At 68.8% G+C, this 23,333-nt stretch carries 20 protein-coding genes; 10 read left to right on the forward strand and 10 right to left on the reverse strand.

All coding sequences use genetic code 11. The features are described from left to right. Positions 1-194: 194 nt before the first annotated feature. Complete coding sequence (gene greB, locus IAI58_RS13860; protein ID WP_207450219.1) at positions 195-740, forward strand: transcription elongation factor GreB; 546 nt, start codon at positions 195-197, stop codon at positions 738-740. Here the strand turns inward: greB and IAI58_RS13865 are convergent. The 3 genes from IAI58_RS13865 to IAI58_RS13875 all read right to left on the reverse strand — a co-directional run bounded on the left by IAI58_RS13865 (position 729) and on the right by IAI58_RS13875 (position 3,938). Then, the gene (locus IAI58_RS13865) at positions 729-2,009 is read right to left on the reverse strand and encodes a M20/M25/M40 family metallo-hydrolase (protein ID WP_207450217.1); all 1,281 of its coding nucleotides are present in this window, start codon (positions 2,007-2,009) and stop codon (positions 729-731) included. The genes greB and IAI58_RS13865 overlap by 12 nt on opposite strands. A gap of 65 nt (positions 2,010-2,074) precedes the next feature. Next, positions 2,075-2,884, reverse strand: a complete 810-nt coding sequence (locus tag IAI58_RS13870; RefSeq protein ID WP_207450215.1) for an aspartate dehydrogenase — start codon at positions 2,882-2,884, stop codon at positions 2,075-2,077. Between the two features lie 31 nt (positions 2,885-2,915). Further along, entirely contained in the window at positions 2,916-3,938 is a 1,023-nt protein-coding gene (locus tag IAI58_RS13875) for a LacI family DNA-binding transcriptional regulator (RefSeq protein ID WP_207450213.1), read from the reverse strand. A gap of 130 nt (positions 3,939-4,068) precedes the next feature. On the opposite strand from IAI58_RS13875, the gene IAI58_RS13880 reads away from it, so the two are divergent. Genes IAI58_RS13880 through IAI58_RS13890 form a run of 3 tightly spaced genes read left to right on the forward strand, consistent with a single transcriptional unit; the run spans position 4,069 to position 6,699 of the window. Next, on the forward strand, positions 4,069-5,037 hold the full coding sequence (locus IAI58_RS13880) for a tripartite tricarboxylate transporter substrate binding protein (RefSeq protein ID WP_207450211.1): 969 nt from the start codon (positions 4,069-4,071) through the stop codon (positions 5,035-5,037). After that, entirely contained in the window at positions 5,037-6,011 is a 975-nt protein-coding gene (locus IAI58_RS13885) for a Bug family tripartite tricarboxylate transporter substrate binding protein (protein WP_207450209.1), read from the forward strand. Before IAI58_RS13880 ends, IAI58_RS13885 begins: the two co-directional genes overlap by 1 nt. A gap of 13 nt (positions 6,012-6,024) precedes the next feature. Next, positions 6,025-6,699: an RraA family protein gene (locus IAI58_RS13890; RefSeq protein WP_207450207.1), complete on the forward strand. Its 675-nt coding sequence runs from the start codon at positions 6,025-6,027 to the stop codon at positions 6,697-6,699. 13 nt (positions 6,700-6,712) lie between these two features. Here IAI58_RS13890 and IAI58_RS13895 read toward each other — a convergent pair whose 3' ends face one another. Further along, complete coding sequence (locus IAI58_RS13895) at positions 6,713-7,027, reverse strand: hypothetical protein (RefSeq protein WP_207450205.1); 315 nt, start codon at positions 7,025-7,027, stop codon at positions 6,713-6,715. Positions 7,028-7,049: 22 nt separating this feature from the next. Next, positions 7,050-8,861, reverse strand: coding sequence for an ATP-binding cassette domain-containing protein (locus tag IAI58_RS13900; protein WP_207450202.1), 1,812 nt, complete (start codon positions 8,859-8,861; stop codon positions 7,050-7,052). An 88-nt stretch (positions 8,862-8,949) separates the two neighbouring features. On the opposite strand from IAI58_RS13900, the gene IAI58_RS13905 reads away from it, so the two are divergent. From IAI58_RS13905 to IAI58_RS13915, 3 genes are all read left to right on the forward strand, one after another. After that, the gene (locus IAI58_RS13905; RefSeq protein ID WP_207450194.1) at positions 8,950-10,068 is read left to right on the forward strand and encodes an NAD(P)/FAD-dependent oxidoreductase; all 1,119 of its coding nucleotides are present in this window, start codon (positions 8,950-8,952) and stop codon (positions 10,066-10,068) included. Positions 10,069-10,267: 199 nt separating this feature from the next. Continuing rightward, the gene (locus IAI58_RS13910) at positions 10,268-11,257 is read left to right on the forward strand and encodes a Bug family tripartite tricarboxylate transporter substrate binding protein (RefSeq protein ID WP_207450192.1); all 990 of its coding nucleotides are present in this window, start codon (positions 10,268-10,270) and stop codon (positions 11,255-11,257) included. A gap of 4 nt (positions 11,258-11,261) precedes the next feature. Then, entirely contained in the window at positions 11,262-12,170 is a 909-nt protein-coding gene (locus IAI58_RS13915; RefSeq protein ID WP_207450190.1) for a dienelactone hydrolase family protein, read from the forward strand. A gap of 4 nt (positions 12,171-12,174) precedes the next feature. On the opposite strand, the gene IAI58_RS13920 is transcribed toward IAI58_RS13915, so the two are convergent. The 5 genes from IAI58_RS13920 to IAI58_RS13940 all read right to left on the reverse strand — a co-directional run bounded on the left by IAI58_RS13920 (position 12,175) and on the right by IAI58_RS13940 (position 17,430). Beyond that, positions 12,175-12,963 (reverse strand): ABC transporter permease, encoded by a 789-nt coding sequence (locus IAI58_RS13920; RefSeq protein WP_207450189.1) that lies wholly within the window; start codon positions 12,961-12,963, stop codon positions 12,175-12,177. Positions 12,964-12,976: 13 nt separating this feature from the next. Beyond that, the gene (locus IAI58_RS13925) at positions 12,977-13,822 is read right to left on the reverse strand and encodes an ABC transporter permease (protein ID WP_207450187.1); all 846 of its coding nucleotides are present in this window, start codon (positions 13,820-13,822) and stop codon (positions 12,977-12,979) included. Further along, positions 13,822-14,922 carry an ABC transporter substrate-binding protein gene (locus tag IAI58_RS13930; protein ID WP_207450185.1) on the reverse strand — a complete coding sequence of 367 codons (1,101 nt, stop codon included), beginning with the start codon at positions 14,920-14,922 and terminating at the stop codon, positions 13,822-13,824. The genes IAI58_RS13925 and IAI58_RS13930 overlap by 1 nt, the downstream gene beginning before the upstream one ends. A 211-nt stretch (positions 14,923-15,133) precedes the next feature. Next, entirely contained in the window at positions 15,134-16,468 is a 1,335-nt protein-coding gene (locus IAI58_RS13935) for a TolC family outer membrane protein (protein WP_237182853.1), read from the reverse strand. Between the two features lie 305 nt (positions 16,469-16,773). Then, positions 16,774-17,430, reverse strand: a complete 657-nt coding sequence (locus tag IAI58_RS13940) for a TetR family transcriptional regulator (RefSeq protein ID WP_237182854.1) — start codon at positions 17,428-17,430, stop codon at positions 16,774-16,776. A gap of 150 nt (positions 17,431-17,580) precedes the next feature. Here IAI58_RS13940 and IAI58_RS13945 point away from each other — a divergent pair, with 150 nt between their 5' ends. The 3 genes from IAI58_RS13945 (at position 17,581) to IAI58_RS13955 (ending at position 23,321) form a co-directional block, all read left to right on the forward strand. Continuing rightward, positions 17,581-18,756: an efflux RND transporter periplasmic adaptor subunit gene (locus IAI58_RS13945; protein WP_237182855.1), complete on the forward strand. Its 1,176-nt coding sequence runs from the start codon at positions 17,581-17,583 to the stop codon at positions 18,754-18,756. 3 nt (positions 18,757-18,759) lie between these two features. Continuing rightward, positions 18,760-21,927: an efflux RND transporter permease subunit gene (locus IAI58_RS13950; RefSeq protein ID WP_207445550.1), complete on the forward strand. Its 3,168-nt coding sequence runs from the start codon at positions 18,760-18,762 to the stop codon at positions 21,925-21,927. Positions 21,928-22,016: 89 nt separating this feature from the next. Next, the gene (locus IAI58_RS13955) at positions 22,017-23,321 is read left to right on the forward strand and encodes an NAD(P)/FAD-dependent oxidoreductase (RefSeq protein WP_207445551.1); all 1,305 of its coding nucleotides are present in this window, start codon (positions 22,017-22,019) and stop codon (positions 23,319-23,321) included. The last annotated feature ends 12 nt before the right edge of the window (positions 23,322-23,333 follow it).

Raw genomic sequence — 23,333 nt, forward strand, 5'->3', positions numbered from 1 at the left:
CCGCGCCGGTCGGCGTGGCCGGTCCGGGACGAAAGCGCGTTCCAGAGGTATGATGCAGGCAGCGGCGGGAGGCACGGAATCTGTCACGGAGTTCTCTCCTGGCGAGAAAGCTAACCATGGTGACACGTCCCGCGCGAGCAAAAGTTACTTACAAGGAAGTGGATTTTACAATTGTGAAAAAAAGCGCATCGTGAATGGCCGCCATTGACCAGGATGACGAGGACGATTCGCCCCCAGGCTTACCTGCGGGGACCCCTTTCTACATGACGCCATCGGGCCATGCTGCCTTGCAGGATGAATTACGGCAGCTCTGGAGTGTCGAAAGGCCCAAGGTGGTAGAGATTGTTTCATGGGCGGCAAGTCTTGGCGACCGCAGCGAGAATGCTGATTACCAGTATGGCAAGCGCCGACTGCGGGAGATTGACCGTCGCGTGCGATTCCTTCGCAAGCGTCTGGAGAATTCTTCTGTCGTGGACCCGGCGGCGCAGACAAGGCGGGACCAGGTCTTCTTCGGCGCCACCGTCACCTATGTGCGGGAAGATGATTCCGAGGTGACGGTCACCATCGTCGGGGCCGATGAGGCGGATGCCGAGCAGGGCCGCATCTCCTGGCTCTCCCCGGTGGCGCGGGCGCTGCTGCGGGGCCGCGTGGGCGATGCCGTGAAGCTGCGCCTGCCCGGCGGGGTGGAGGAGATCGAAATCCTCTCGATCTCCTATCCCCGTCCTGCTTCAGCCGGCTGAGGCTTCCACCCCTGCCAGGGCCAGCAGCGTGCCCATCGCCGTGGCGATGCCATGCGCGCTGGCCTTGGGCTCCACGTCGATCCATTCCTCCAGCGAATGGGCTCGGCCGCCGGCGCAGCCGGAGCCCACCGTGATCGCCGGCAGCCCCAGATTCATGGCGATGTTGCTGTCGGTGGAGGAGGCCTCGGGGTGGAAGCTGTAGCCCTGGGCTCCGATCACCGCCTCGGCCAGCTTCACGATGCGGCTGTTCGCCTCGGTCGCGCCGGCCGGGCGGTCACCGATCACCTTCACCTCCACCTGAATCTTGCCGGCGGTGGTGTCGCGCGCCGCGTTCTCGTCAGCGGCGGCCTGGGGCAGGATGTCGAGGAAACGCTGCTCCAGCGCCGCCAGCGCGGCGGGCGAGGCGGAGCGGAGATCGACCTCCATCCACATCTCCTCAGGGATGGCATTGATGGAGCTGCCGCCGCCGATCCGGCCGATGGAGAAGGTGGTCTTGGGCTCCGCCGGCACGCGGATGCGGGAGAGCGCGTCCGCCGCCCGCGCCAGGGCGAAGGCGGGGTTCACCAGCCCGAAGGCGCCGAAGGAATGCCCGCCCGGCCCGCGGAAGGTGATGCGGTAGCGCTTGCTGCCCACCGCCGCCGTCACCAGGCGGGAGGGGTCGAGCCCATCCAGCGCCATGAAGGCGGCGATCTGCTCCCGGCGCGGATCGTCCTTGAAGAAAGCCTTCACGCCGCGCAGGTCCCCTGCCCCTTCCTCGCCCACCGAACCCATCGCCAGGATACCGGCGCGGGTCTTGATGCCCGCCGCATCCAGCGCGCGCAGCAGGCCCAGCATCACCGCCAGCCCGCGCGTGTCGTCGCCGACGCCGGGGGCGCGCAGGATGGTGCCCTGCCGCTTCACCGTCACATCGGTGCCGGCGGGAAAGACGGTGTCGAGATGGGAGCAGATGACCACCAGCCCGGCTTCCGGGTCCGTGCCCGGGCGCAGCGCGGTGACATTGCCCTCGGTATCCGTCGCCACGTCCCGCAACCCCTGCTCGCGCAGCGCCTCGGCGAAGGCGGCGGCGCGGACGGCTTCTCCGAAAGGCGGCGACGGGATTTCGGTCAGGCGGATGATGTCGGCGACGATGCGCCCATGGTCCTCGGCCACGAAATCCGCCGCCCGCTGGAAGGCGGGGCTGGCCAGCAGCGCCTTGGCCTCATCGGCCGCGCCACCGTTGTCGAGGGCGGAAAGCGCGGCGCGCAGGCTGGGGGCGGCGTTATCGGGCATCGGTGGCAACCTCTGATCGGGAAAGCTGCGCGCAGCTTTCGACCCGCAGCCACCCCGAGGTCAAGTCAGGTGCCGACCCGCAACGGCGCGCCCAGCTTGCGGAGGCAGGCGATGACGGAGAGCGCGGTGATCCGCCCGGTCTTCGGGTTCTCGCTGGGCACGTTCTCAATGGTCATGGAGAAGCGGGCGGAATCCGCCTCCACCTCAATCCGGTGGGTATTCCGCTCCAGCGCCGGGTCGGCCCAGATCTCCAGCTGCGTACGGTCCGGCCCGATGCCGGCGAGGGAGAGCGCCACCGCCACGTTCAGATTCGCCGGGAAGCCCGCCGCCGCCTCCCGCGCCGTGCCCTGGAAGATGCGCAGCGGCTCGCGGATATCCTCGATGGCGATGTTGTTCTCGGCCAGGTAGGGCGCGCCGACCAGCCCGCGCACGGGCTTGCGCGTGATCATCCGCACGCTGTGGATCTCGCCCTCAGCTGCGGCCAGCACGGCATCCAGGCCCAGCAGCGCACCGGTCGGCACGATGATGCGGCCGCCATGGGCACGCGCCAGTTCCACCAGATGCTCCCGCCCCAGCAGCGCACCGGCGCTGAGCACCAGCACCGTCTTGCCGGCGCGCAGGAAGGGCTCGGCGATCTGCGGCAGCAGCGCGGAGGGGGCGCATTCCACCACCAGATCCGCCAGCGGCTCCAGCGCGCCGATCTCCACCACCGGCACGGGGCGGGAGAGACCGGCCAGCCGCGCCGTGGCGGCGGCATGGTCGCGGGCGGAGACAGCGGCCAGTTCACAGCCGGGGATGCCGGCATCCAGTGCCCGGGCCAGTTTCAGCCCGACAGCGCCGAGCCCGGCGATGGCGATTCTCAGAGGCGTTTCCATCCGGACAGAAAAGGCCAGAGCCGCCTCCATATCAAGGGGCCGGGCCGGCGGCGGAGGAAGCGCGGATGACGAGGCGGGAGGGTATCACCACCTGCTCGGCGGCCACCGCCGGGTCATTGATCCGGCGCAACAGCAGCCGCACCGCCTCCTGCCCGATGCGGCGGGGCTCGGTGGCGAGCGTCGTCAGCGGCGGATCTCCGATGGCGGCTTCCGGCACGTCGCCCACCCCCGTCACGGCGATATCGCGGCCGACCCGCAGCCCCAGCCGTTCCAGCACCGGGATGGCGCCGAAGGCCACGACATCGTTGCAGCAGACCATGGCGGTCGGCGGCGGCTCCATCCCGTGCAGCAGATGCGCGGCCTCGGCCCCGCCCGCGCGGGTGGCGGGGGTGCGCAGCACGACGGGCGGCGGCAGCCCATGGCGGCGCAGCGCGGCGGCGACGCCATCCAGCCGCTGCCGGATGCCAGAATGCATCACCGCGGCGCCGGCGAAGGCGATGCGGCGGTGCCCCCGGGCGATCAGATGCTCGGTCAGCAGATCGAGCCCCAGGCGGTTATCCGGCCCAGCGAAATCCCCCCCGCTGCCGCGCACCTGGCGCATCACCTGCACGCAGGGCGGCCCCTGCCCGGCCAGTTGCGCGATCCGCTGCGCGGGCGTGCCATGCGCGGCGCAGAGGATCAGCCCGTCCACGCCATGTTCGCGCAGGCGCTGCAACGTGCGCTCCTGCCGCTCCACCGATTCCGCCGTGGTGGCGAGGAAGGCGATGTAGCCGGCCGCATCCAGCGCCGCCTCTGCCCCGGCGATCAGCTCGCCGAAGAAGGGGTTGTCGATCTCCGTCACCAGCAGGCCCACGGTGCTGGTGCGCTGCCCCCGTAGCGTGGCAGCGCCGCGATTGTAGAGATAACCCACCGCCTGGGCCGCCGCCTGCACCCGTGCCCGCGTTTCCGCCGCCACCAGCGGACTGTTCCGCAGCACCAGGGAGGCGGTGGCGCGGGAGACGCCGGCCTGCCGGGCGACATCCAGCAGGGTGACTCGGACGGTGCGCTTCAACATGCCGGAACGCTCCAAAAACGAACGCGCAGATGCCATGGAGAGGGGGTCATTTCCAGGCTTTACCTTTTAGATCGATCTAAATAGCATCCTCTCAGCCCCCGCAGAGGGGAAGATCAGGAGGAAACAGAAGATGTTGCGGCGAAGCCTCATCCTGTGGGGGGCTGCGGCCCTAGGCGCGCCTCTGGCGGCGCCACGCCTGGCCCTTGCGGCCTGGCCCGAGCGGCCCATCCAGGTCGTCTGTCCCGGCCCGGCCGGCGGCGGCATGGATGCCTATGCGCGCGCCATTATCCCCTTCGTCGCGCCGCTCCTCGGCAATGCCAATATGGTGGTGATCAACCGCCCCAATGCCTCCGGCCAACTGGCCTTCGAGAGCGTCGCGCTGGCTGAACCGGATGGCTACACCATCGGCGTGGCGCAGACGCCCAACCTGATCACCCTGCCCATCGAGCGGCAGGTGCGCTACCGCGTGCAGGATCTGACCTATATCGCCAATGTGGTGGAGGATCCCGGCGGGCTCTTCGTACGCGCCGATTCCCCATATCGCAGCCTCAAGGATCTGGTGGAGGCGGCGAAGCAGAGGCCCGATCGGCTCGCCATCGGCAGCGCCGGCATCGGCACCGACGACCACCTGCTGATCCTGGCTTTCCAGGAGGCCACAGGCACCCGCTTCTCCCATGTACCCTATTCCGGCACGCCGCCGATCATCCAGGGCGTGCTGGCCGGGGATACCGCCGCCGGCTCGCTGAATGTCAGCGAGGGCATTGGGCTGGTGCGCCAGGGCGCGCTGCGGCTGCTCGGGCAGGCCAATGCGGAACGCTGGTCGGAGGCGGCCGATATCCCGACCTTCCGCGAACAGGGCATCGACATGGTCGCGGGCTCCGTGCGCGGCGTCATCGGCCCGCCCGGCATGTCCCCCGAACTGCGTGACCGCTTCCGCATGGCCTTCGCCGAGGCCCTGGCCGATCCCGCCTGGGTGAAGGAAGCCGCGCGCCTTTCCCTCCCCCTGCGGGTGATGAGCGGGGAGGAGCAGCAGAAGGTCTTCCTGGCCGATGACGTGAAGCTGCGCGCCCTCTGGCAGCGCCAGCCCTGGAGGGATTGATGCAGCCCCTCACCCGCCGCTCCTCTCTCGCCCTGCTCGCCTCGGCGCTGGCCAGCCCCGCCCTGGCGCAACAGAGCTGGCCGGACCGGTCGATCCGCCTGATCGTGGCCTTCGCCCCCGGCGGCGCCACCGACGTGCTGGCGCGCATCCTCGCGGAAAAGCTCTCCGTCCATCTCAGCCAGGCGGTGGTGGTGGACAACCGCGCCGGCGCCGCCGGCATCATCGGCACAGAGGCCGTCGCCCGCGCGGCGCCGGATGGATACACGCTGCTGCTGGGCACTATCAGCACCCACGCGATGAACGTGCCGCTCTATGGCGCCAAGCTCAGCTACGACCCGCTGAAGGACTTCGCGCCGATCCTCCGCACCTCCACCGGATACAACCTGCTGGTGGTCAATCCCGCTGTTCCTGCCGGCAATGTCGCGGAACTGATCGCGCTGGCGAAGCAGAAGCCCGGCGCACTGGCCTATGGCTCCGGCGGCAATGGCACCTCGACCCATCTGGCGGCCGAGATGTTCAAGACCATGGCCGGGGTGGACCTGCTGCATGTACCCTTCCGCAGCACCGCCCCGGCGGCCACCGCATTGGCGGCGGGCGAGATCCAGTTGATGTTCGACACCAGCGTCTCCGCCCTTCCCATGGCGCGGGAGGGACGGACGCGGGTGCTGGCGGTGACCTCGCCGAAGCGGCTCTCCTCCATGCCCGATGTGCCGGCAGTGGCGGAGACGGTGCCGGGCTTCGAGATGGGCACCTGGAACGGGCTTTATGCACCACCGGGCACGCCGCCCGCCATCCTGCGGAAGATCGCCGATGCCGCCCATGCGGCGCTGCGCGAGCCGGAGCTGATCGCCCGCTACGCCACGCTCGGCACCGAGGTCTTCCCGGCGGAGCCTGAGGAATTCGCCAGCTTCCTACAGGCGGAAATCCGTCGCTGGACCCAGGTGGTCCGCGACGCACGCATCACCATGGACTGAGGAAAACGATTCAATGACCGTAGGCTTCCGTATCAAGGCCGATTTCCAGCGCGTGGATGCCGGCCTGGCCGAGCGCGCCGCCGCCCTTCCGGCGGCGAATATCGGCGATGTCGTCAACCGCATGCAGTCCATGCGCGGCGGCTTCCTCGCCTATGGCGGCCGCAAGGCCGTGGCGGGCCCCGCCTTCACCGTGCGCGCGCGGGCCGGGGACAACCTCATGCTGCATCAGGCGCTGGACATGGCGCGGCCCGGCGACGTGGTGGTCTGCGATGCCGGCGGCGATCTCGGCATCGCCATCATGGGCGACATCATGGCCCGCTACGCCGCCAGCCGGGGCATCGCCGCCATCATCGTCGATGGCGCCATCCGCGACGTGGAAGGGCTGGCGCAACTGCCACTGGGCGTCTGGGCGCGGGGCGCGACGCCGGCGGGCCCCTACAAGGACGGGCCGGGCGAGATCGGCTACCCCGTCAGCTGCGGCGGGCTGGTGGTGATGCCGGGCGACCTGATCGCCTGCGACCAGGACGGCGTGGTGGTGGTGCCGCGCGAGGACGCGCCCTCCGTCATCGCGGCGGCCGAGGCGCATTCCAGCAAGGAGCACGGCATGATGGCGGATATCGATGCCCGCCGCTTCGACCGCGCCTGGGTAGGCCAGGCCCTGAGCAACAAGGGCGTGGCCCGCGTCTGAAGGCCGGGGGCGCTCAGCCCCCGAACTTCGCGAAGACCTGCCGGTCCCGGTTCTCCTGCATCAGCATGGAAATGCTGGGCACCTGCTGGAAGCCGAGGCCATGCGGAGGGCCGTCCTGCTCGTCGGGCGTGATCTTCGCATAGGCCTCGCCGCCGACCTTCTCCCATTTCCCAGCGGGCTTCTTCACCTCCAGATTGGCCACCGTCGCCTTCAGCACCAGGCGGACGATGGCCTCCTTGGGCGCGGAGGGCTTGGTCAGGCTGGGATGGCCGCCGATCATCTGCCAGCCATTGGCCAGGGCCCAGGCGGTCAGTTCTTCCTTGGTCATGCGGCGTCTCCTGTTGAAGTGTTCAGCTTTCCGCTTCCTCGCGCAGCATCTCAAGCTCCAGCCAGCGTTCCTCGGCCTCGGCCAGGGCTGTCTCGGTACGCGCCAGCAGTTCGGTCGCCTTGTCGAAGCGGGCGCGGTCCCGGGCATAGAGGCCGGGATCGGCCAGGATCTCCTTCAGCTTCGCCGCCTCGGCCTCCAGCTTACGCATCCGGGCGGGCAGCGTGTCCAGTTCGTGCTGGTCCTTGAAGCTGAGCTTCTTGCGCGAGGGTGCCGCGGCGGGCGCGGATTTCGCGGCAGGCGCCGGGGCCTGCTTGCGCGCGGCATCCTCCCGCGCCCGCACGCCATGGCCGCGCTGCGCCACCATGTCGGAATAGCCGCCGGCATAGTCCTGCCAGCGCCCCTCCCCTTCCCAGGCGATCACATTGGTGGCCACGCGGTCCAGGAAGTCACGGTCATGGCTGACGACGATGACCGTGCCAGAATATTCCGCGATCTGCTCCTGCAGCAGGTCGAGGGTCTCCAGGTCCAGGTCGTTGGTCGGCTCGTCCAGCACCAGCAGGTTGGAGGGCGTGGCGAAGGCGCGGGCCAGCAGCAGCCGCCCCCGCTCCCCGCCCGAGAGCGCCGAGACCGGGGTGCGCGCCTGCTCCGGCCCGAAGAGGAAGTCCTTCATGTAGCCGATGACATGGCGCGGCTGGCCATTCACCCAGACCTGGTCGCCCCGCTTGCCCGTCAGGCTCTCGGCCACCGTGGTATTGGGGTCGAGGGCGGCGCGCCGCTGGTCCAGCGTCACCATCTCCAGATTGGTGCCGAGCTTCACCTCACCGGTATCGGGCGGCAGCACGCCGGTCAGCATCGACAGCAGCGTGGTCTTGCCCGCGCCATTCGGTCCGACGATGCCGACGCGGTCGCCCCGGATGATGCGCGTGGAGAAATCCCGCACCACCGCCCGGTCCCCGAAGGATTTCGAGATGCCGTCGGCAGCGATGACCATGGTGCCGGAGGCTTCGGACTCCGCGGCGGCCATCCTCACCCCGCCCTGGGCGGCGCGGCGCTCCTTGCGCTGCTGGCGCAGCCCGGCCAGCTCGGCCACGCGGCGGACGTTGCGCTTGCGGCGCGCCGTCACGCCGTAGCGCATCCAGTGCTCCTCCCGCACGATCTGGCGGTCGAGCTTATGGGCCTCCTGCTCCTCCTGCTCCAGCACCTCGTCGCGCCAGGTCTCGAAATGCGCGAAGCCTCGGGCCAGGCGGCGGGTGGTGCCGCGGTCCAGCCAGACCATCTCCCGCGTCAGCTTCTCCAGGAAGCGGCGGTCATGGCTGATCAGCACCAGGGCGCTGCGCATGGAGGCGATTTCCTGCTCCAGCCACTCGATGGCGGGCAGGTCAAGGTGGTTGGTCGGCTCATCCAGCAGCAGGATATCGGGGGATGGCGCCAGGGCACGGGCCAGCGCCGCGCGGCGGGCCTCGCCACCCGAGAGGTTGGCCGGCTTCTCCTCCCCCGTCAGGCCGAGCTGCTCCAGCAGATACTGTGCCCGGTAGGAATCATCCCCCGCCGTCAGCCCGTCCTCCACATAGGCCAGCACATTCGGATAGGTGGAAAGGTCCGGCTCCTGCGGCAGGTAGCGCACCGTAGCGCCGGGCTGGAGGAAGCGGGTGCCGCCATCGGGCTGCACCTCCCCCGCCGCGATCTTCAGCAGGGTGGACTTGCCGGAACCGTTGCGGCCGATCAGCGCCAGCCGCTCGCCCGGCGAGACGGAGAGCGTCGCGCCGGCCAGCAGTGGCGTGGTGCCGAACATCAGGGTGATGTCCTGGAGCAGAAGCAGAGGGGGCGGTGCCATGGGCGGCTGCGTGAAGCGGCGAAGGCGCCCCGTCAAGGGTTGATGCGCCGCCGGGCACGCCGCACCATCCAGCGTGAGGAGGATCCGGATGGAACAGGTCGATGTCGTGGTGGTGGGTGCCGGAGTGGTGGGACTGGCGGTCGCCCGCGCCCTGGCCCTTTCCGGGCGCGAGGTGCTGGTGCTGGAGGCGGCCGAGGGGATCGGCACCGGAACCTCCTCCCGCAACAGCGAGGTCATCCATGCCGGCATCTACTACCCCAGGGGCAGTCTGATGGCCCGCACCTGCGTGGCCGGGAAGAAGATGCTCTATGCCTATTGCGAGGAGCACGGCGTCCCCTACCGCAACTGCGGCAAGCTGATCGTCGCCACCAATGAGGCAGAGGCCGGGCAGCTGGCCTCCATCCAGGCCCGCGCCGCGGCCAATGGGGTGGACGACCTGCGGATGATCAGTGCCGGGGAAGCGCGGGAGATGGAGCCGGTGGTGGCCTGCACCGCCGCGCTGGTCTCGCCCTCCACAGGCATCATCGACAGCCACAGCTATATGCTGGCCCTGCAGGGCGATGCAGAGGATGCCGGCACCGCCTTCGCCTTCCATGCCCCCGTCCTCTCCGGCCGACTGCTGCCGGAAGGGGGCGCCGAGATCTCGGTGGGCGGGGCGGAGCCGATGGAGCTGCGCTGCGCCCTGCTGGTGAACGCCGCCGGGCTGCACGCCCCCGCCCTGGCCGGCAGGCTGGAGGGCATGCCCGCCGCGCTGGTGCCGCCCACCTTCTATGCCAAGGGCAATTACTTCACCCTCGCGGGACGCTCGCCCTTCACCCGGCTGATCTACCCGGTGCCGGTGCCGGGGGGCCTGGGCACGCATCTGACCATCGACCTCGGCGGGCAGGCGAAATTCGGCCCGGATGTCGAATGGGTGGACCAGTTGGATTACGAGGTGAATCCGGAGCGGGGCGCGAGCTTCTACGCCGCCATCCGCCGCTACTGGCCCGGCCTGCCGGATGGCGCCCTGCAGCCCGGCTATTCCGGCATCCGGCCGAAGATCGTCGGCCCCGCCCAGGCCGCGCAGGACTTCGTGGTGCAGGGGCCGCGCGACCATGGGCAGGCCGGGCTGGTGAACCTCTTCGGGATCGAGAGCCCGGGGCTGACCGCCTCTCTGGCGCTCGGCGAAGTGGTGCTGGAGGCCCTTGGGCTGACGGCACGCGGATAGCAGAGGCCCGGTAGCGGACAGCTCCGGGCCTCCCCCCCTTCCGGGCTCGGATGACAGGCGGGATCAGAGACGCAGCGCCAGGGCGCACTGGGCGGATAGCCGGACCTTGACGATTGCACTTCCCGATGGATTTATGAACTAACCAGTACGTGTGGCACCAAGAACGCGTGCCCAAGAAATGCCGGAGGAAACCTATCGCATGACCACCCGCCGCAATCTGATGGGCAGCGCCCTCGGCCTCGTTGCCCTGCATGCCGCCGCCCCTCGCGCCCTGGCGCAGGATGGCTATCCGGACCGTCCCGTCACGCTTGTCGTGGCCTGGGCGCCGGGGGGTTCCAGCGACCTCGTCGCCCGTATCCTGACGGAGCGGATGGGCAAGGAACTCGGGCAGCCGGTGGTGGTCGATAATCGCCCCGGCGCTTCCGGCACCATCGGCCAGGCCTCGGTGGCCCGGGCACGGCCGGATGGCTACACGATCCTGATGTCCGGCCGCGGCACCTTCGCCATGGCCAGCCACCTGTTCCCCAATCGCGGCTATGACGACGCGCGGGACTTCACCGGCATCGGCAAGTTGTGCGAGACGCCGATCTATCTCTGCGTCTCTCCCAAGCTGGGCGTGGACAGCGTGCAGGCGCTGATCGAGCGGGCGAAGCAGAAGCCGGGCGGCATGAATTACGGCTCCTCCGGTGCGGGCTCATCCGCGCATCTGGCGACCGAGCTGTTCCTGAAGATGGCCGACATCCAGGTGGAGAACGTCACCTATCGCGGCGGCGCGCCGGCCGTGCAGGCACTGATCTCCGGCGATGTGCAGCTGGCCTTCGTCGATGGCGTCACCGCCCTGCCGCTGATGCGCGACGGGCAGCTGAAGGGCCTGGCAGTCGGCAGCGCGGAGCGCTTCCCGCTGACGCCGGAGATTCCCACCCTGTCCGAATCCGGGAACGGGCTGGCCGGGTATGAATGCTCCTCCCAGTTCTCGCTGCTGGCGCCGGCCGGGACGCCCCCGGCCATCATCGGCAAGCTGTGGAAAGCCATGGATGCGTCGATGCGGGACCCGGAGATCGTGAAGCGGCTGAACGCCGCCGCCTATATCCCCACGGTCGGCCGCCCGGAGGATTTCCCCGCCTATCTGGCCAGCGAAACGCAGCGCTGGGGCGAGGTCATCCGCTCCCGCGGCATCACGCTCGAATAAACGCATGGCCGCCGACATCGCCCAGCGCACGGAACTGCATGCCTTCGCCAGCCTGACGCTGTCCGACCGCCAGTTCCTGCTCGGCGATGCGGCGGGGCAGCCGGTCACTCTCGCCGGTTGCCTGAGCCTGCCGCCGGGCGCCGGGCCGCATCCGGCGGTGGTACTGATCCATGGTTCCGGCGGCATCGGCGCCGCCATGCCATGCTGGGTGCGGCAACTAACCGCCCTGGGCATCGCCAGCTTCGTGGTGGATGGCTTCACCGGACGGGGGCTGACCAGTACCGCGACCGACCAGGCGCGCTTGGGCAGGCTGGCCTTCATCCTGGACCTGTACCGCGCGCTGGGCCTGCTGGCCGGGCACCCGGCCATCGACCCTGCGCGCGTTGCCCTGATGGGCTTCTCGCGTGGTGGACAGGCGGCACTCTACGCGGCCATGACGCGTTTCCAGAGACACTGGAACCACAGCGGCATCGTGCCCGCCGCGCATCTGGCCTTCTATCCCGATTGCGCCACGTCCTATCTGGAGGATACGCGCCTGTCCGCCGTGCCGATACGCGTGTTCCATGGGCTGGCCGATGACTACAACACCGCCGGGCGCGCCCGGGCCTATGTCGCCCGCCTGCGCGCCGCGGGGGCGGATGTCGTCATGACCGAATATGCCGGCGCGCATCATGGCTTCGACAATCCGCTGAGCGCCGGCCCGGCCATTGCCGCCGGGTCCCAGACCCTGCGTCGCTGCACCATCGCCGAGACGGAGCCCGGCCTGCTGCGCAACACCGCGACCGGCCGCCCCTTCAACTATGACGATCCCTGCGTGGAGCGGGACCCGCATGTGGGCGGCAACCCCGCCGCCGCCGCGGCCGCCCGGCGGGACGTGGCGGCGTTCCTGAGCGGGCTGTTCCGGCCGGTCTGAGAAATCAGACCGCCCGCCGCGCCCGCAGCCACATCTCCGCCGCCAGCAGCAGCGCCGTGACGAAGACCAGCAGCACCGCGACCGCCGCCATGGTGGGGTCAAGATGCTCGTTGATCCCGTCCCAGATACGGCGCGGCAGGGTGAAGACCCGGCGGCTGGCCAGGAAGAGCGCCAGCACCAGCTCATCCCAGGAATGGATGAAGGCGAAGATGGCGCTGGAGGCGACGGCGGGCAGGATACCCGGCAGGATCACCAGCCAGAGCCGCTGCCAGAGATTGGCGCCGAGGTTGCGCGCCGCCTGCTCCAGCCGCGCGTCGAAATGCGCCAGCGCGGTGGAGACGATGATCACCACATAGGGAATGCCCGTCACGGCATGGGCGATGATCAGCCCGGCATAGCTGTCGAGCAGCCGCAGGTCGGCCCAGAGCCGGTAGAGGCCCAGCGCATAGACGATGGTGGGGACGATGATCGGGATGATCATCAGCATCCGCACGAAATCCGCCAGCCGGTTGCCGATGCGCCAGCAGCCAATGGCGCAGAGCGTGCCCGTCACCACCGTGATCACCGTGGCGGCGCAGGCGATGGCGAAACTCTGTCCGATGGAGGAAAGCCATTCCGCGCTGCTGAAGAGATTCGCGAAATGCTGCAGCGAAAGCTGCTCCTCCGGCAGGGAGAGATAGCGCCGGTCGGTCAGCGCCACCGGAAAGACGACGGCGATGGGCAGCAGCAGGAAGCAGATGATCGTCCAGGCCAGCCCCTTGACGGGGCGGGAGACGGTGGCGGCGTGGTCCATTGCGGCGTTCCCCTCAGGCGGCCCCGAAGAGGCGGCGCATATTCACCACGCGCGCCAGCAGTGCCAGCAGCGCAAAGATGAAGACGATCAGCGTCGTGGCCAGCATGGTGCCAATGCCCCACTGCACGACGTCAAGGATCTGCACGCTGATATACTCCGCGATCATCAGCGTCCGTCCCCCGCCCAGGATCGCCGGCGTCACCAGGAAGCCCAGGGAGAAGATGAAGACCAGGATGCTCGCGCCCACCACGCCCGGCATGCTGAGCGGCAGGAAGACGCGCAGGAAGCTTTGCATGCGGCTGGCACCCAGCCCCTGCGCGGCGGCGAGGCAGCGGCGGTCGATGCCGCGCATGCCCGTCAGCAAGGGCAGCACCGCGAAGGGCAGCATGTAGTGCACCATGCCGAGGGTGATGCCGAACTCGTTCCAGATGAGCGGCAGCGGCTCGGCAATCAGGCCGAGCTCGGTCAGCCCGTTGTTGATCAGTCCTTGCCGGCGCAGCAGAGTCACCCAGGCAAAGGCGCGTACCAGCACCGAGATCCAGAGCGGCAGCAGGATGCCCAGCATCATCCAGCGCTGCGCGCGGGGGCTCGCCTGGGCCATGACATAGGCCACCACATAGCCCAGCAGCAGGGTGATGGCGGTGGTCAGAAGGCAGATGCGCAGCGTCGTCAGCAATACCCGGTGGATGGAGGCGCTGGTGAAGAGCAGCGCGTAGTTCCCAAGGCCGGGCTGCGGCTCCGTCACGCTGATCAGCAACACGCGGACCAGCGGCAACAGGTAGAAGCCCAGCAGCATCAGCAGCGCGGGCAGGACCAGCATCCAGTAGATGCCGGTCTCGCCCAGCCAGCCCCGCCGCATCAGGCGCTGATGCTGTCGAGGAAGCGCTGCATCGCCGCGGCGCCGTGCTTCTCATACCAGCCGGCGTCGATCTTGGCCTGCACCGCCACGTTGGCGGGGTCGGAAGGATTGATCGGCTTCAGCGCATCCGGCACCAGGGCGGAGGCGGCCGGATTGGCGGGTCCATTGCCCATGGAGGCCAGCAGCTTCACCTGGCCCTCCGGGGCCTGCATGGCGGCGATGGCGCGCATGGCCTCCTTACCCGCCGGGTTGCCCTTCGGGACCACCCAGAGGCCGGGCTGCAACAGGGCCTGGTTGAAGGTGTAGTCGATCTGCCCATTGGTCTCGCGCTTCAGCAGATTGGCGCGGGTATTCCACAGCAGGCCCATGACGCATTCGCCATCGCGCAGCAGGCTCTGGCTCTCGGCGCCGCTGTTCCAGTAGAGGCAGTGCTCCTTGATGGTCGCCAGCTTCTTGAAGGCACGGTCGAGGTCGAGCGGGTAGAGCTTGTCCGCTGGCACGCCGTCGGCCAGCAGCGCCAGTTCCAGCATGGCCTGGTTGTTGCGGCGGAGCATCCGGCGGCCAGGATATTTCTTAATGTCGAAGAAATCGGCCAGCGTCGGCTTGCCCGGGATCTTCTTGCTGTCCCAGGCCATGACGATAGAGAACATGTAGTTCGCCACGCCGTATTTATAGGCAAATTCGGGATCGACCTTGTTCCGGTCGACAATGCTGTAGTCGATCTCCTCCAGCAGCCCCAGCGGGCCCAGCTCCCCGGTGCCCGCCACACCGGAATCCGCCACGTCCCAGGCGACGTTGCGGGCCTGCACCATGGTCTTGATCTTGCCATTGGACGGGCCGCTGCCGTCGATCACCATGCGGCCACCGGCGGCCTTGTAGGGAACCTCGAAGGCCTCGCGGAAGGCGGGCACCGCCTCGCCGCCGAAATTCGCGACCACCACTTCCGGCCGCGCCTGGGCACGGGCGAAACCCGGCGCCGTGGCCGCGAGGCCCATTGCGGCCATCCCCGCCAGCAACTCGCGGCGGGAGACGCGGCCAGCGCGATGTTCCTGGGTCAGAATGGCGGCGCTGTCCTCGGCGAAACTCTGGATGCGATCCATGGGGGCGGCCTTTCGCTCAGCTTCGGGTGGTCATGTCGCCACGCCCGCGCGCGGACCGCAAGCCTGCCATGCAGGGGAAAAGCCCCTTTCGAGCCCAGGGCGGTGGCAGTGAAGCCCAAGTCTTGGGCAGATCGCCCAGCCTGGCGTCACCGCATGAAAAAACCCCGGGGCGCGATCCGCGCCCCGGGGCTGGTCTGGCCGGCCGCCGCCCTCAGCGCGCGGCGGTGCTGGTGGCCGTGTAGTCTCCGGTGCCGAACCACTTGGATCGGACGGTGCGGTAGTAGGCTTCCATGTCGTAGAGGGGCACGGGGAGGGCGAGGTCGCGGGCGGTGAGGCGGCCGACGGCGCCGGCCAGGCTGTAGCTGTTGTTCACCACATTCGCCAGCGCCTGCACCAGGCTCACCCGCGCGTTCAGCAGCTCCTGCTCGGCGTTCAGCACGTCGAGCGTGGTGCGGCTGCCCACCACTGCCTCGCGCTGCACCCCGTCCAGCGCGATCTCGGCGGCGCGGATCTGCGCGCGCACGCTCTCCACCTGCGCCCGCGCCGCCGTCAGCGTCTCCCAGGCCTGCGCCGCCTGCTGCATCGCGGCGCGCCGCTGGTCATCGACCACCTGCCGCGCCTGCTGCGCCTGCTGCCGCGCCTGCCGCACCGCCGCATACTCGGCGCCGCCCTGATACAGCGGCACCGACAGCGTCGCCGTGATCTGCTCGCCCGTCGCCCGCGTATGCGGCTGCTGCGCATTGTCCGAGCGGAAGGTCTGCGCCTGCAGCGACACCTGCGGCAGCAGCGCCGCCGCCTGCACGTCGATCGCCTCCCGCGCCGCCGCCTCGTCGAACAGCGCCGCCACCACCCCCGGCGCGTTCACCGAGGCCATCTCCACCGCCTGCTGCGCCGTCGTCACCGGCGCGCGCAGCGGCTGCGGCGCCACCAGCCGCTCCGGCGCCACTCCCACCAGCCGCGCGAAGGTCGCCCGGCTGGTCTGCAGCGTCCCCTCCGCATTCGCCCGCGACGCCCGCGCCCCCGCCAGCCGGCTCTCCGCCTGCGCCACATCCGTGCGGGTGATCTCGCCCACCCGGAAGCGCTCGTTCGTCGCGTCCAGCTGACGCTGCAGCACCTGCACGTTGTTGACGTTCAGCCGCAGCGTCTCCTGGTCGCGGATCACCGCCACATAGGCCGAGACCACGTCCGACAGCACCTGCTGCTCCGTCGCCAGCAGCCGCGCCCGCTGCGCCAGCACCTGCTGCTCCGCCCGCCGCGTCCCCGCCGCCGTCCGCCCGCCGCTATACAAGGGCTGCGACACCGTCGCCTGCACCGAGCCGATCGGCCGGTCCGTGTCCGCATAGATGCCGCGCGAGCGCGCCGTGCCCTGGTTGTAGCCGGCACTGCCGGCAACCGTCACGCTCGGGCGCCATCCCGACAGCGCCAGCGGCACATTCTCATCCACCACCCGCAGCTGCGCCCGCGCCGACTGCAAGGTCGGGTTGTTCGCATAGGCCCGGCTCAGCGCCTCCTCCAGCGTCTGGCCCCGCGCCACACCCCCAAACATCACGCACAGCATCACCGACGCCGATAACAGATGCCTCATCGACACTTATCCCCCTCGACCGCGTGTGGGCGGCTGGCTAACGGTTCGGAAGTGGCTGAGAGGGCTGAAGGCCCTCCGACCAGATATTGCCAGGCTCCGGACGCAAGACGGAATCGCCCCCCACGGGCCGTTTGCCGCGCACATGGTCTACAACAGGCCCGCGGGCGCCCAGTACCTCGTCACTACCCCGGCCGCCAGCGCAGGCCGCCAGCACGGGGAGAATAAGCGCGCAGGCAAGGAATGGGTGTATCGTCATGGGCCGCTCCTCATGCATTCGTCACGTTGGCAGTCACGGCGGCCGGCTTGGCCTTGCCGATACAGGCGAAGAACAGGCGCAATGTATTGGCGGCCTCGTCCGAGAGGGAGAATCCGGCTTCCCCTCTCAGCCATTCGGTGACGAGGCCGGTCAAAAGCGCGTGCAGGAACAAAGCCAACTGCTCGGGCGGCCATTCACCGGAGAGTTCGCCCCGCGCCCCGGCCTGTTTGAAGCACTCGCACAACGCCTTGCGCCAGCGAAGATCGGCCTGTTTCCGCCGCTCCAGCGCCGGCGCCATTTCATCCACGTATTCGCAGCGCTGCAACATCACCGTGAGCAGGCGGCAGCGCGAAGCGTCCTGCTCCAGGCGCTTCAGGGAAGTGACCAGAGCATTCGCCAGGTCGGCAAGCGTCTGGCACCCGCTTCCGCCAAACATCGCCTGGCAGGCTTCGTCCTGAAAAAGCAGCAGACGCTCATCCAAGGCCAGGAACAGGCCCAGCTTGTCACCGAAGTGCCAGTGCACAGCTCCGCGGGAACAGCCGGCGACCCGTGCCACCTCGTCCAGGGAAGCACGCGCGACTCCACGCTCCAGGAACACCTGCTCCGCCGCGTTCAGCAGCGCTTCACGCGTCTCATCGGCTTCCTGTTTCGTGCGGCGCGCCATCATCCCACTTGCGTCTGGTGCAATGCCATTTATACATACATACCAGAACGTATATATCAAGCCTGCCAGGATGCAGGCACCGCTTTTCCTGGAGGCTACATGACCTTCCCAACTCGTCGTGGGACGGCCCACGATGTCGTGCGCCTTGGGCGCTTGGCATTGCTTGCCCTGCCGCTGCTGCTGCCCCTGGCTCCTTCCTACGCGCAGCAGCCGGGCGGCCCTCCGCCCGCAGTCGGCGTAGCCCCGGTGACCAGCCGGCCCATCACAGAGGCCAATGAATTCATCGGCCAGATCGACGCGGTCGATCGCGTGGACCTGCAATCCCGCGTGACCGCCTTCCTGCAGGAACGCCTCTTCGAGGAAGGCTCCGAGGTGAAGAAGGGCGACCTGCTCTTCCGGCTCGAACGCCCTCCCTTCGAGGCTTCCTTGCAGGTCGCAAAGGCCGCCGTGGCCCAGAGCCAGGCCCAGCTGCAGAATGCCAACCTGACCCTGGGCCGCGCCGAAGCACTGCTCCGCACGCCAGCTGGCCAGCGCTCCACCGTGGATGCTGCCGTCGCCGCCGCGCGCACCGCGCAGGCGCAGCTGCTTTCCGCCCAGGCGCAGGAACGGCAGGCGCAGATCGAGCTGAACTACACCGAGATCCGCGCGCCCATCGACGGCCGCATCGGCCTCGCCTCGGTGACGCCGGGGAACGTGGTCACGCCTTCCTCCGGCGCGCTCGCCACCATCGTCAGCCAGGACCCGATGTATGTCTCCTTCACCGTGCCGACGCGCACGCTGCTGGAGCTAAGGGAACGTTATGCACAGCGCGGCGGCCTGAACGCCGTGGCGCTGAAGCTGCGGCTGCCGGATGGCCGCATCTACAGCCACAGCGGCACAGTGGACTTCGTCAATATCGATGTCAGCCGCGACACCGACAGCATCGCGATGCGCGGCAGCATCCCGAATCCGCGCCTGCCGCAACAGCAAGGCGGCGGGCGTGAGCTGGTGGTCAACCAGCTGGTGTCCGCGATCCTGGAAGCGTTGCAGCCGGTGCCGATGCTGACAGTTCCCCGGGACGCGGTATTGACCGACCAGCAGGGCGACTTCGTCTATGTCATCGGCGAGGGGAACAGGGCCGAGCGCCGCAGCATCCGCGTCGGCCCCCAGTCCAACGCCGAACTGGCCGTGGTGACCGAGGGGCTGCGGCAGGGTGAGCAGGTGGTGGTGGAAGGGCTGCAGCGCGTCCGTCCGGGCACGCCCGTCTCCCCCACCCCGGTCGGTGGCGGCGGCGCCCCGGCGGGCGCGGGTCAGCAGCAGGGCGGCGCCTCGCCGCAGCGCGGGGGCTGAAGCGTGATCTCCTCCATCTTCGTAGACCGGCCACGGCTGGCGATCGTCATCGCGATCGTCATGACGATCGCCGGCGCGCTGTCATTGACGCGTATCCCGGTGTCGCAGTTCCCGGACATCGTGCCGCCGCAGGTGCAGGTCACCGCCACCTATCCCGGCGCCTCCGCCGAGGTGGTGGAACAGGCCGTGGCAGAGCCGCTCGAAGCCCAGATCGTGGGCGTCGAGAACTCGATCTACATGCGCTCCAACAGCGGCAGCGACGGCAGCTATCAGCTGAACGTCTCCTTCACGCTGGGCTCCAACGCCGACATCAACACGGTTAACGTCAACAACCGTGTGCAGGCTGCCATGGCCCTGATGCCGGATGCGGTGCAGCAGCAGGGCATCCAGGTCCGCAAGCAGTCCTCCTCGATCCTGCAGGTGCTGTTCCTCTACGCGGACAAGGCAGGGCAGTATGACACACTGTTCCTGACCAACTACGCCACGCTGAACCTGCTGGACGAGCTCTCCCGCACCGCCGGCGTCGGCTCGGCCACGCTGTTCTCGCGCCAGAACTATGCGATGCGGATCTGGTTCGACACGCAGCGCCTGTCCAGCCTGAACCTCTCGCCCTCCGACGTCGTGAACGCCGTCCGCTCGCAGAACGTGCAGGCGCCGGCCGGACGCATCGGCGCGATGCCGGTGCCGCCGACCCAGCAGATGCAGATGAACGTCCGCACGCAGGGCCGCCTCTCCACGCCGGAGGAATTCGGCAATATCGTGATCCGCGCCAATCCCGACGGCTCCGTGCTGCGGGTGCGGGATGTCGCGCGGGTCGAGATGGGCGCGCAGAACGAGGATGTCGCCACCCGGCTGAATGGCGAGAACGGCGTCGGTCTCGCCATCTACCTCGCCCCCGGCGCCAATGCCGTGAACACTGCCGCTGCCGTCGACGCCACGCTGGACCGCGTGCGGAGCCGCATGCCCGAGGGTATGACGGTGCGCCCGGTCTTCGACACCACCATCTTCGTCACGGACACCATCCGAGAGGTCATCAAGACCCTGCTGGAAGCCTTCGTGCTGGTAGCCGTGGTGGTCTTCCTGTTCCTCGGCAATCTCCGCGCCACCGTCATCCCGATCATCGCGGTGCCGGTCAGCCTGATCACCACCTTCGCGGTGCTGCTGGTCATGGGCTATTCCGCCAATACCGTCTCGCTTCTGGCCATGGTCCTCGCCATCGGCATCGTGGTCGATGATGCCATCGTGGTGGTGGAGAATGTCGAGCGCGTCATGGAGGAGGAGCCGGAGCTTTCGCCCGGCGATGCCACCAAGAAGGCCATGACGCAGATCACGGCCCCGATCGTCGCCATTACCCTGGTGCTGCTCTCGGTCTTCGTGCCGATCGGCTTCATCCCCGGACTCTCGGGCGAGCTGTTCCGGCAGTTCGCGGTGACCATCTCGGTCGCCATGCTGGTCTCGGCCATCAACGCCCTGACCCTGTCTCCCGCGCTCTGCGGCGTCTTCCTGCGCCACACAGGCGAGAAGAAGGGCGTCATGGCCTGGATCAGCCGGCGCATCGACAATGTGCGCGACGGCTATTCCAACATCGTGCGGCGCCTGTTGCGTGTCTCCATCCTCTCGCTGGTGCTGGTCGCCGCCATCGGCTTTGGCGCCTTCACCGTCGCCAGCCGGCTGCCCAGCGGCTTCCTCCCCTCCGAGGACCAGGGTGCCTTCATCATCGCCTTCCAGCTACCGGACGGGGCCTCCCAGTCCCGAACCAGCGCGGTGGTGGCGGATATGGAGAGACGGCTGAAGGAGATCCCGGTGGTGGAGGACTCCGTGGCCATCATCGGCTTCTCCCTGCTGGATGGCGGCGCCAGTTCCTCGGCCGCCACCATGTTCGTGCAGCTGAAGCCCTTCGCCGACCGCACGGCCGCCGGTGATTCCGTGCAGGCGCTGATCGGCCGCATCTATGTGGAAAGCCAGCAGATCCTCGGGGCGCAGATCATCCCGATCAACCTCCCACCGATCATCGGCCTCTCCACCGGCGGTGGCTTCGAATACCAGCTGGAGAGCCTGCAGGGCGCGAGCCCGGAGCAGATGAGCCAGGTCCTGTCGGCGCTGCTCAGCGCGGCCAATCAGGACCCGAGCCTGACGCAGGTCTTCTCGACCTTCTCGGCCAGCGCGCCATCGCTCTACCTGAATATCGACCGTGACAAGGCGCAGGCGCTGGGCCTGTCCATGACCGATGTCTTCTCGGCGCTCCAGGTCACGCTGGGCGGCAGCTTCATCAACAACTTCAATCTCTACGGCCGCACCTGGCAGGTCATCATGCAGGGCGTGGCGGATGACCGTCGCGACGCCGAGGACATCTGGAAGATCCAGGTCCGCAACAGCCGGGGCGCGATGGTGCCTCTGCGTTCCATCGCCACCGTCGAAACGGTGGTCGGCCCGCAGACCATCACGCGCTACAACAACTACCGCTCCATCACCATCAACGGCAGCCCGGCACCCGGCGTCTCCTCCGGCGAGGCGATGCTGGCGATGGAGGAAGTCTCGCGGCGGACCCTGCCGCCCGGCTATGCCTTCGAATGGACGGGCACCTCCTACCAGGAGCAGCAGGCCTCCGGTCAGACCGGCTATATCCTGGCGCTGGCCGTGCTCTTCGCCTTCCTCTTCCTGGTGGCGCTTTATGAGAGCTGGGTGATCCCGATCCCCGTGCTGCTCTCCGTCATCGTCGGCGTGCTGGCGGCGGTCCTGGGCGTCTCGATCGCTGGCCTCTCGATGGATCTCTATGCCCAGATCGGCCTCGTGGTGCTCATCGCGCTGGCGGCCAAGAACGGCATCCTGATCGTCGAATTCGCCAAGGACGAGCGTGAGGCCGGGCGTTCCATCATCGAGGCGGCGGAACGCGGCGCCCGACTGCGGTTCCGCGCGGTGATGATGACCTCCATCGCCTTCATCCTCGGCCTCGTGCCGCTGGTCTGGGCGAGCGGCGCGGCCATGCTGGCGCGGCGCGCGGTCGCCACGCCCGTCTTCGCGGGCATGATCGCGGCCTCCACCATCGGCATCTTCCTGATCCCCATGCTCTATGTGGTGTTCCAGAGGATGCGCGAGGCGACGCATCGCCGCTTCGGCCGTGGCCAGCATGCCAATCCGGATGACAAGGCAGCGCCCGGCGCGCACCACTAGCCGCGGGTATCCGCCGGCCAACGGAAAGGGGGCGCTCCGGCAACGGAGCGCCCCCTTTTCTGTTGACCTCCCGGAAAGGGAGACCGGGCATGGAGCCGAAGCACATTGTCATCGTCGGCGGCGGGGCTGCCGGACTGCATCTGGCCACACGTCTGGGGCGCCAGCTGAAACGCCGGCCCGGCGAAGCCACCATCACGTTGATCGACCGCGATTACAGCCATATCTGGAAACCCCTTCTGCATGAGGTCGCGGCCGGCACGCTGGACACGGGGGTGGAGCAGGTGGGCTTCATCCCGCAGGCCAGCCGCAGCGGCTTCCGCTACTGGCCGGGCGAGATGACGGGATTGGACCGTGGGGCGCGCCGCGTCCGCCTCGCCCCGCAGCTAGATCTCCAGGGAGATATCATCCTGCCGGAGCGGGAGGTTCCCTACGACATCCTGGTGCTCGCGGTCGGCAGCAGCGCCAATGATTTCGGCATCCCCGGAGTGCTGGAACATGCCCTCTTCATCGACAGCCGTTCCCAGGCCGAAGCCTTCAACACCGCGCTGCGAGCGGAGGTGATGCGCTGCCTGGCGGGGCCGGAGGAGATGACACTGGACATCGCCATCGTCGGCGCCGGCGCGACGGGGGTGGAACTCTCAGCCGAGTTGAACACCGCGTTCGACCTCGCCGCCGGCTACGGTCTGCCCAATCTGCGCAAGCGGCTGCGCCTGACCCTGGTGGAGACCGCGCCACGCATCCTCGGCGCCCTGCCGGAACGCGTCGCCGCGGCATCTCAGAGCGTGCTGGAGCGGGTGGGCGTGACGGTGCTGACCAATGCCCAGGTCTCGGCGGTGGAAGAGGATGCGCTGGTGCTGAAGGACGGCCGCCGCATCCCCGCGAAGCTGAAGGTCTGGGCCGCCGGCATCAAGGCGCCCACCTTCCTGCGGGAGTTGGACGGGCTGGAGGCAGCGCGGAACAACCAGCTGGTCGTCCGCCCGACGCTACAGGCCAGCCAGGACGACTCCATCTATGTGCTGGGCGACTGCGCCGCCTTGACTCCGCCGGGGGCGCAGCGGCCGCTGCCCGCCACCGCGCAGGTGGCGCATCAGCAGGCCGCGCATCTGGCGGACAGCCTCGCCGGTACGCTGCGAGGGCGTGCCCCCACGCCCTTCACCTATCGCGAGCAGGGCGCCCTGGTGGCGCTCGGCCGCTACAACGCCTTTGGCAGCCTGGGCCGTACCGGGCTGCTGCGGAAAGGCGGGCTCTTCATCCAGGGCTGGTTCGCCCATCTCAGCTACAGTTCGCTCTATCGGCGCCACCAGCTGCGGCTCTTCGGCTTCTGGCGGGTGCTGCTCTATTGGGCCTCGGATTTCCTGCGCCATCTCAGCCGCCCCGGCGTCCGGCTGGAATAACCGGGGCATGGC

The organism is Roseomonas marmotae (assembly GCF_017654485.1).
Taxonomy (GTDB): Bacteria; Pseudomonadota; Alphaproteobacteria; order Acetobacterales; family Acetobacteraceae; genus Pseudoroseomonas; species Pseudoroseomonas marmotae.

What these genes read in the sequence shown, in the direction of transcription:
- IAI58_RS13875 (WP_207450213.1), bottom strand. Translation starts at nt 3,938, where the DNA reads ATGTTGAAGCGCACCGTCCGAGTCACCCTGCTGGATGTCGCCCGGCAG.
- IAI58_RS13905 (WP_207450194.1), top strand. Translation starts at nt 8,950, where the DNA reads ATGGAACAGGTCGATGTCGTGGTGGTGGGTGCCGGAGTGGTGGGACTG.
- IAI58_RS13910 (WP_207450192.1), top strand. Translation starts at nt 10,268, where the DNA reads ATGACCACCCGCCGCAATCTGATGGGCAGCGCCCTCGGCCTCGTTGCC.
- IAI58_RS13880 (WP_207450211.1), top strand. Translation starts at nt 4,069, where the DNA reads ATGTTGCGGCGAAGCCTCATCCTGTGGGGGGCTGCGGCCCTAGGCGCG.
- IAI58_RS13920 (WP_207450189.1), bottom strand. Translation starts at nt 12,963, where the DNA reads ATGGACCACGCCGCCACCGTCTCCCGCCCCGTCAAGGGGCTGGCCTGG.
- IAI58_RS13925 (WP_207450187.1), bottom strand. Translation starts at nt 13,822, where the DNA reads ATGCGGCGGGGCTGGCTGGGCGAGACCGGCATCTACTGGATGCTGGTC.
- IAI58_RS13890 (WP_207450207.1), top strand. Translation starts at nt 6,025, where the DNA reads ATGACCGTAGGCTTCCGTATCAAGGCCGATTTCCAGCGCGTGGATGCC.
- IAI58_RS13940 (WP_237182854.1), bottom strand. Translation starts at nt 17,430, where the DNA reads ATGATGGCGCGCCGCACGAAACAGGAAGCCGATGAGACGCGTGAAGCG.
- IAI58_RS13885 (WP_207450209.1), top strand. Translation starts at nt 5,037, where the DNA reads ATGCAGCCCCTCACCCGCCGCTCCTCTCTCGCCCTGCTCGCCTCGGCG.
- IAI58_RS13895 (WP_207450205.1), bottom strand. Translation starts at nt 7,027, where the DNA reads ATGACCAAGGAAGAACTGACCGCCTGGGCCCTGGCCAATGGCTGGCAG.
- IAI58_RS13930 (WP_207450185.1), bottom strand. Translation starts at nt 14,922, where the DNA reads ATGGATCGCATCCAGAGTTTCGCCGAGGACAGCGCCGCCATTCTGACC.
- IAI58_RS13955 (WP_207445551.1), top strand. Translation starts at nt 22,017, where the DNA reads ATGGAGCCGAAGCACATTGTCATCGTCGGCGGCGGGGCTGCCGGACTG.
- IAI58_RS13900 (WP_207450202.1), bottom strand. Translation starts at nt 8,861, where the DNA reads ATGGCACCGCCCCCTCTGCTTCTGCTCCAGGACATCACCCTGATGTTC.
- IAI58_RS13915 (WP_207450190.1), top strand. Translation starts at nt 11,262, where the DNA reads ATGGCCGCCGACATCGCCCAGCGCACGGAACTGCATGCCTTCGCCAGC.
- IAI58_RS13935 (WP_237182853.1), bottom strand. Translation starts at nt 16,468, where the DNA reads ATGTTTGGGGGTGTGGCGCGGGGCCAGACGCTGGAGGAGGCGCTGAGC.
- IAI58_RS13870 (WP_207450215.1), bottom strand. Translation starts at nt 2,884, where the DNA reads ATGGAAACGCCTCTGAGAATCGCCATCGCCGGGCTCGGCGCTGTCGGG.
- IAI58_RS13865 (WP_207450217.1), bottom strand. Translation starts at nt 2,009, where the DNA reads ATGCCCGATAACGCCGCCCCCAGCCTGCGCGCCGCGCTTTCCGCCCTC.
- greB (WP_207450219.1), top strand. Translation starts at nt 195, where the DNA reads ATGGCCGCCATTGACCAGGATGACGAGGACGATTCGCCCCCAGGCTTA.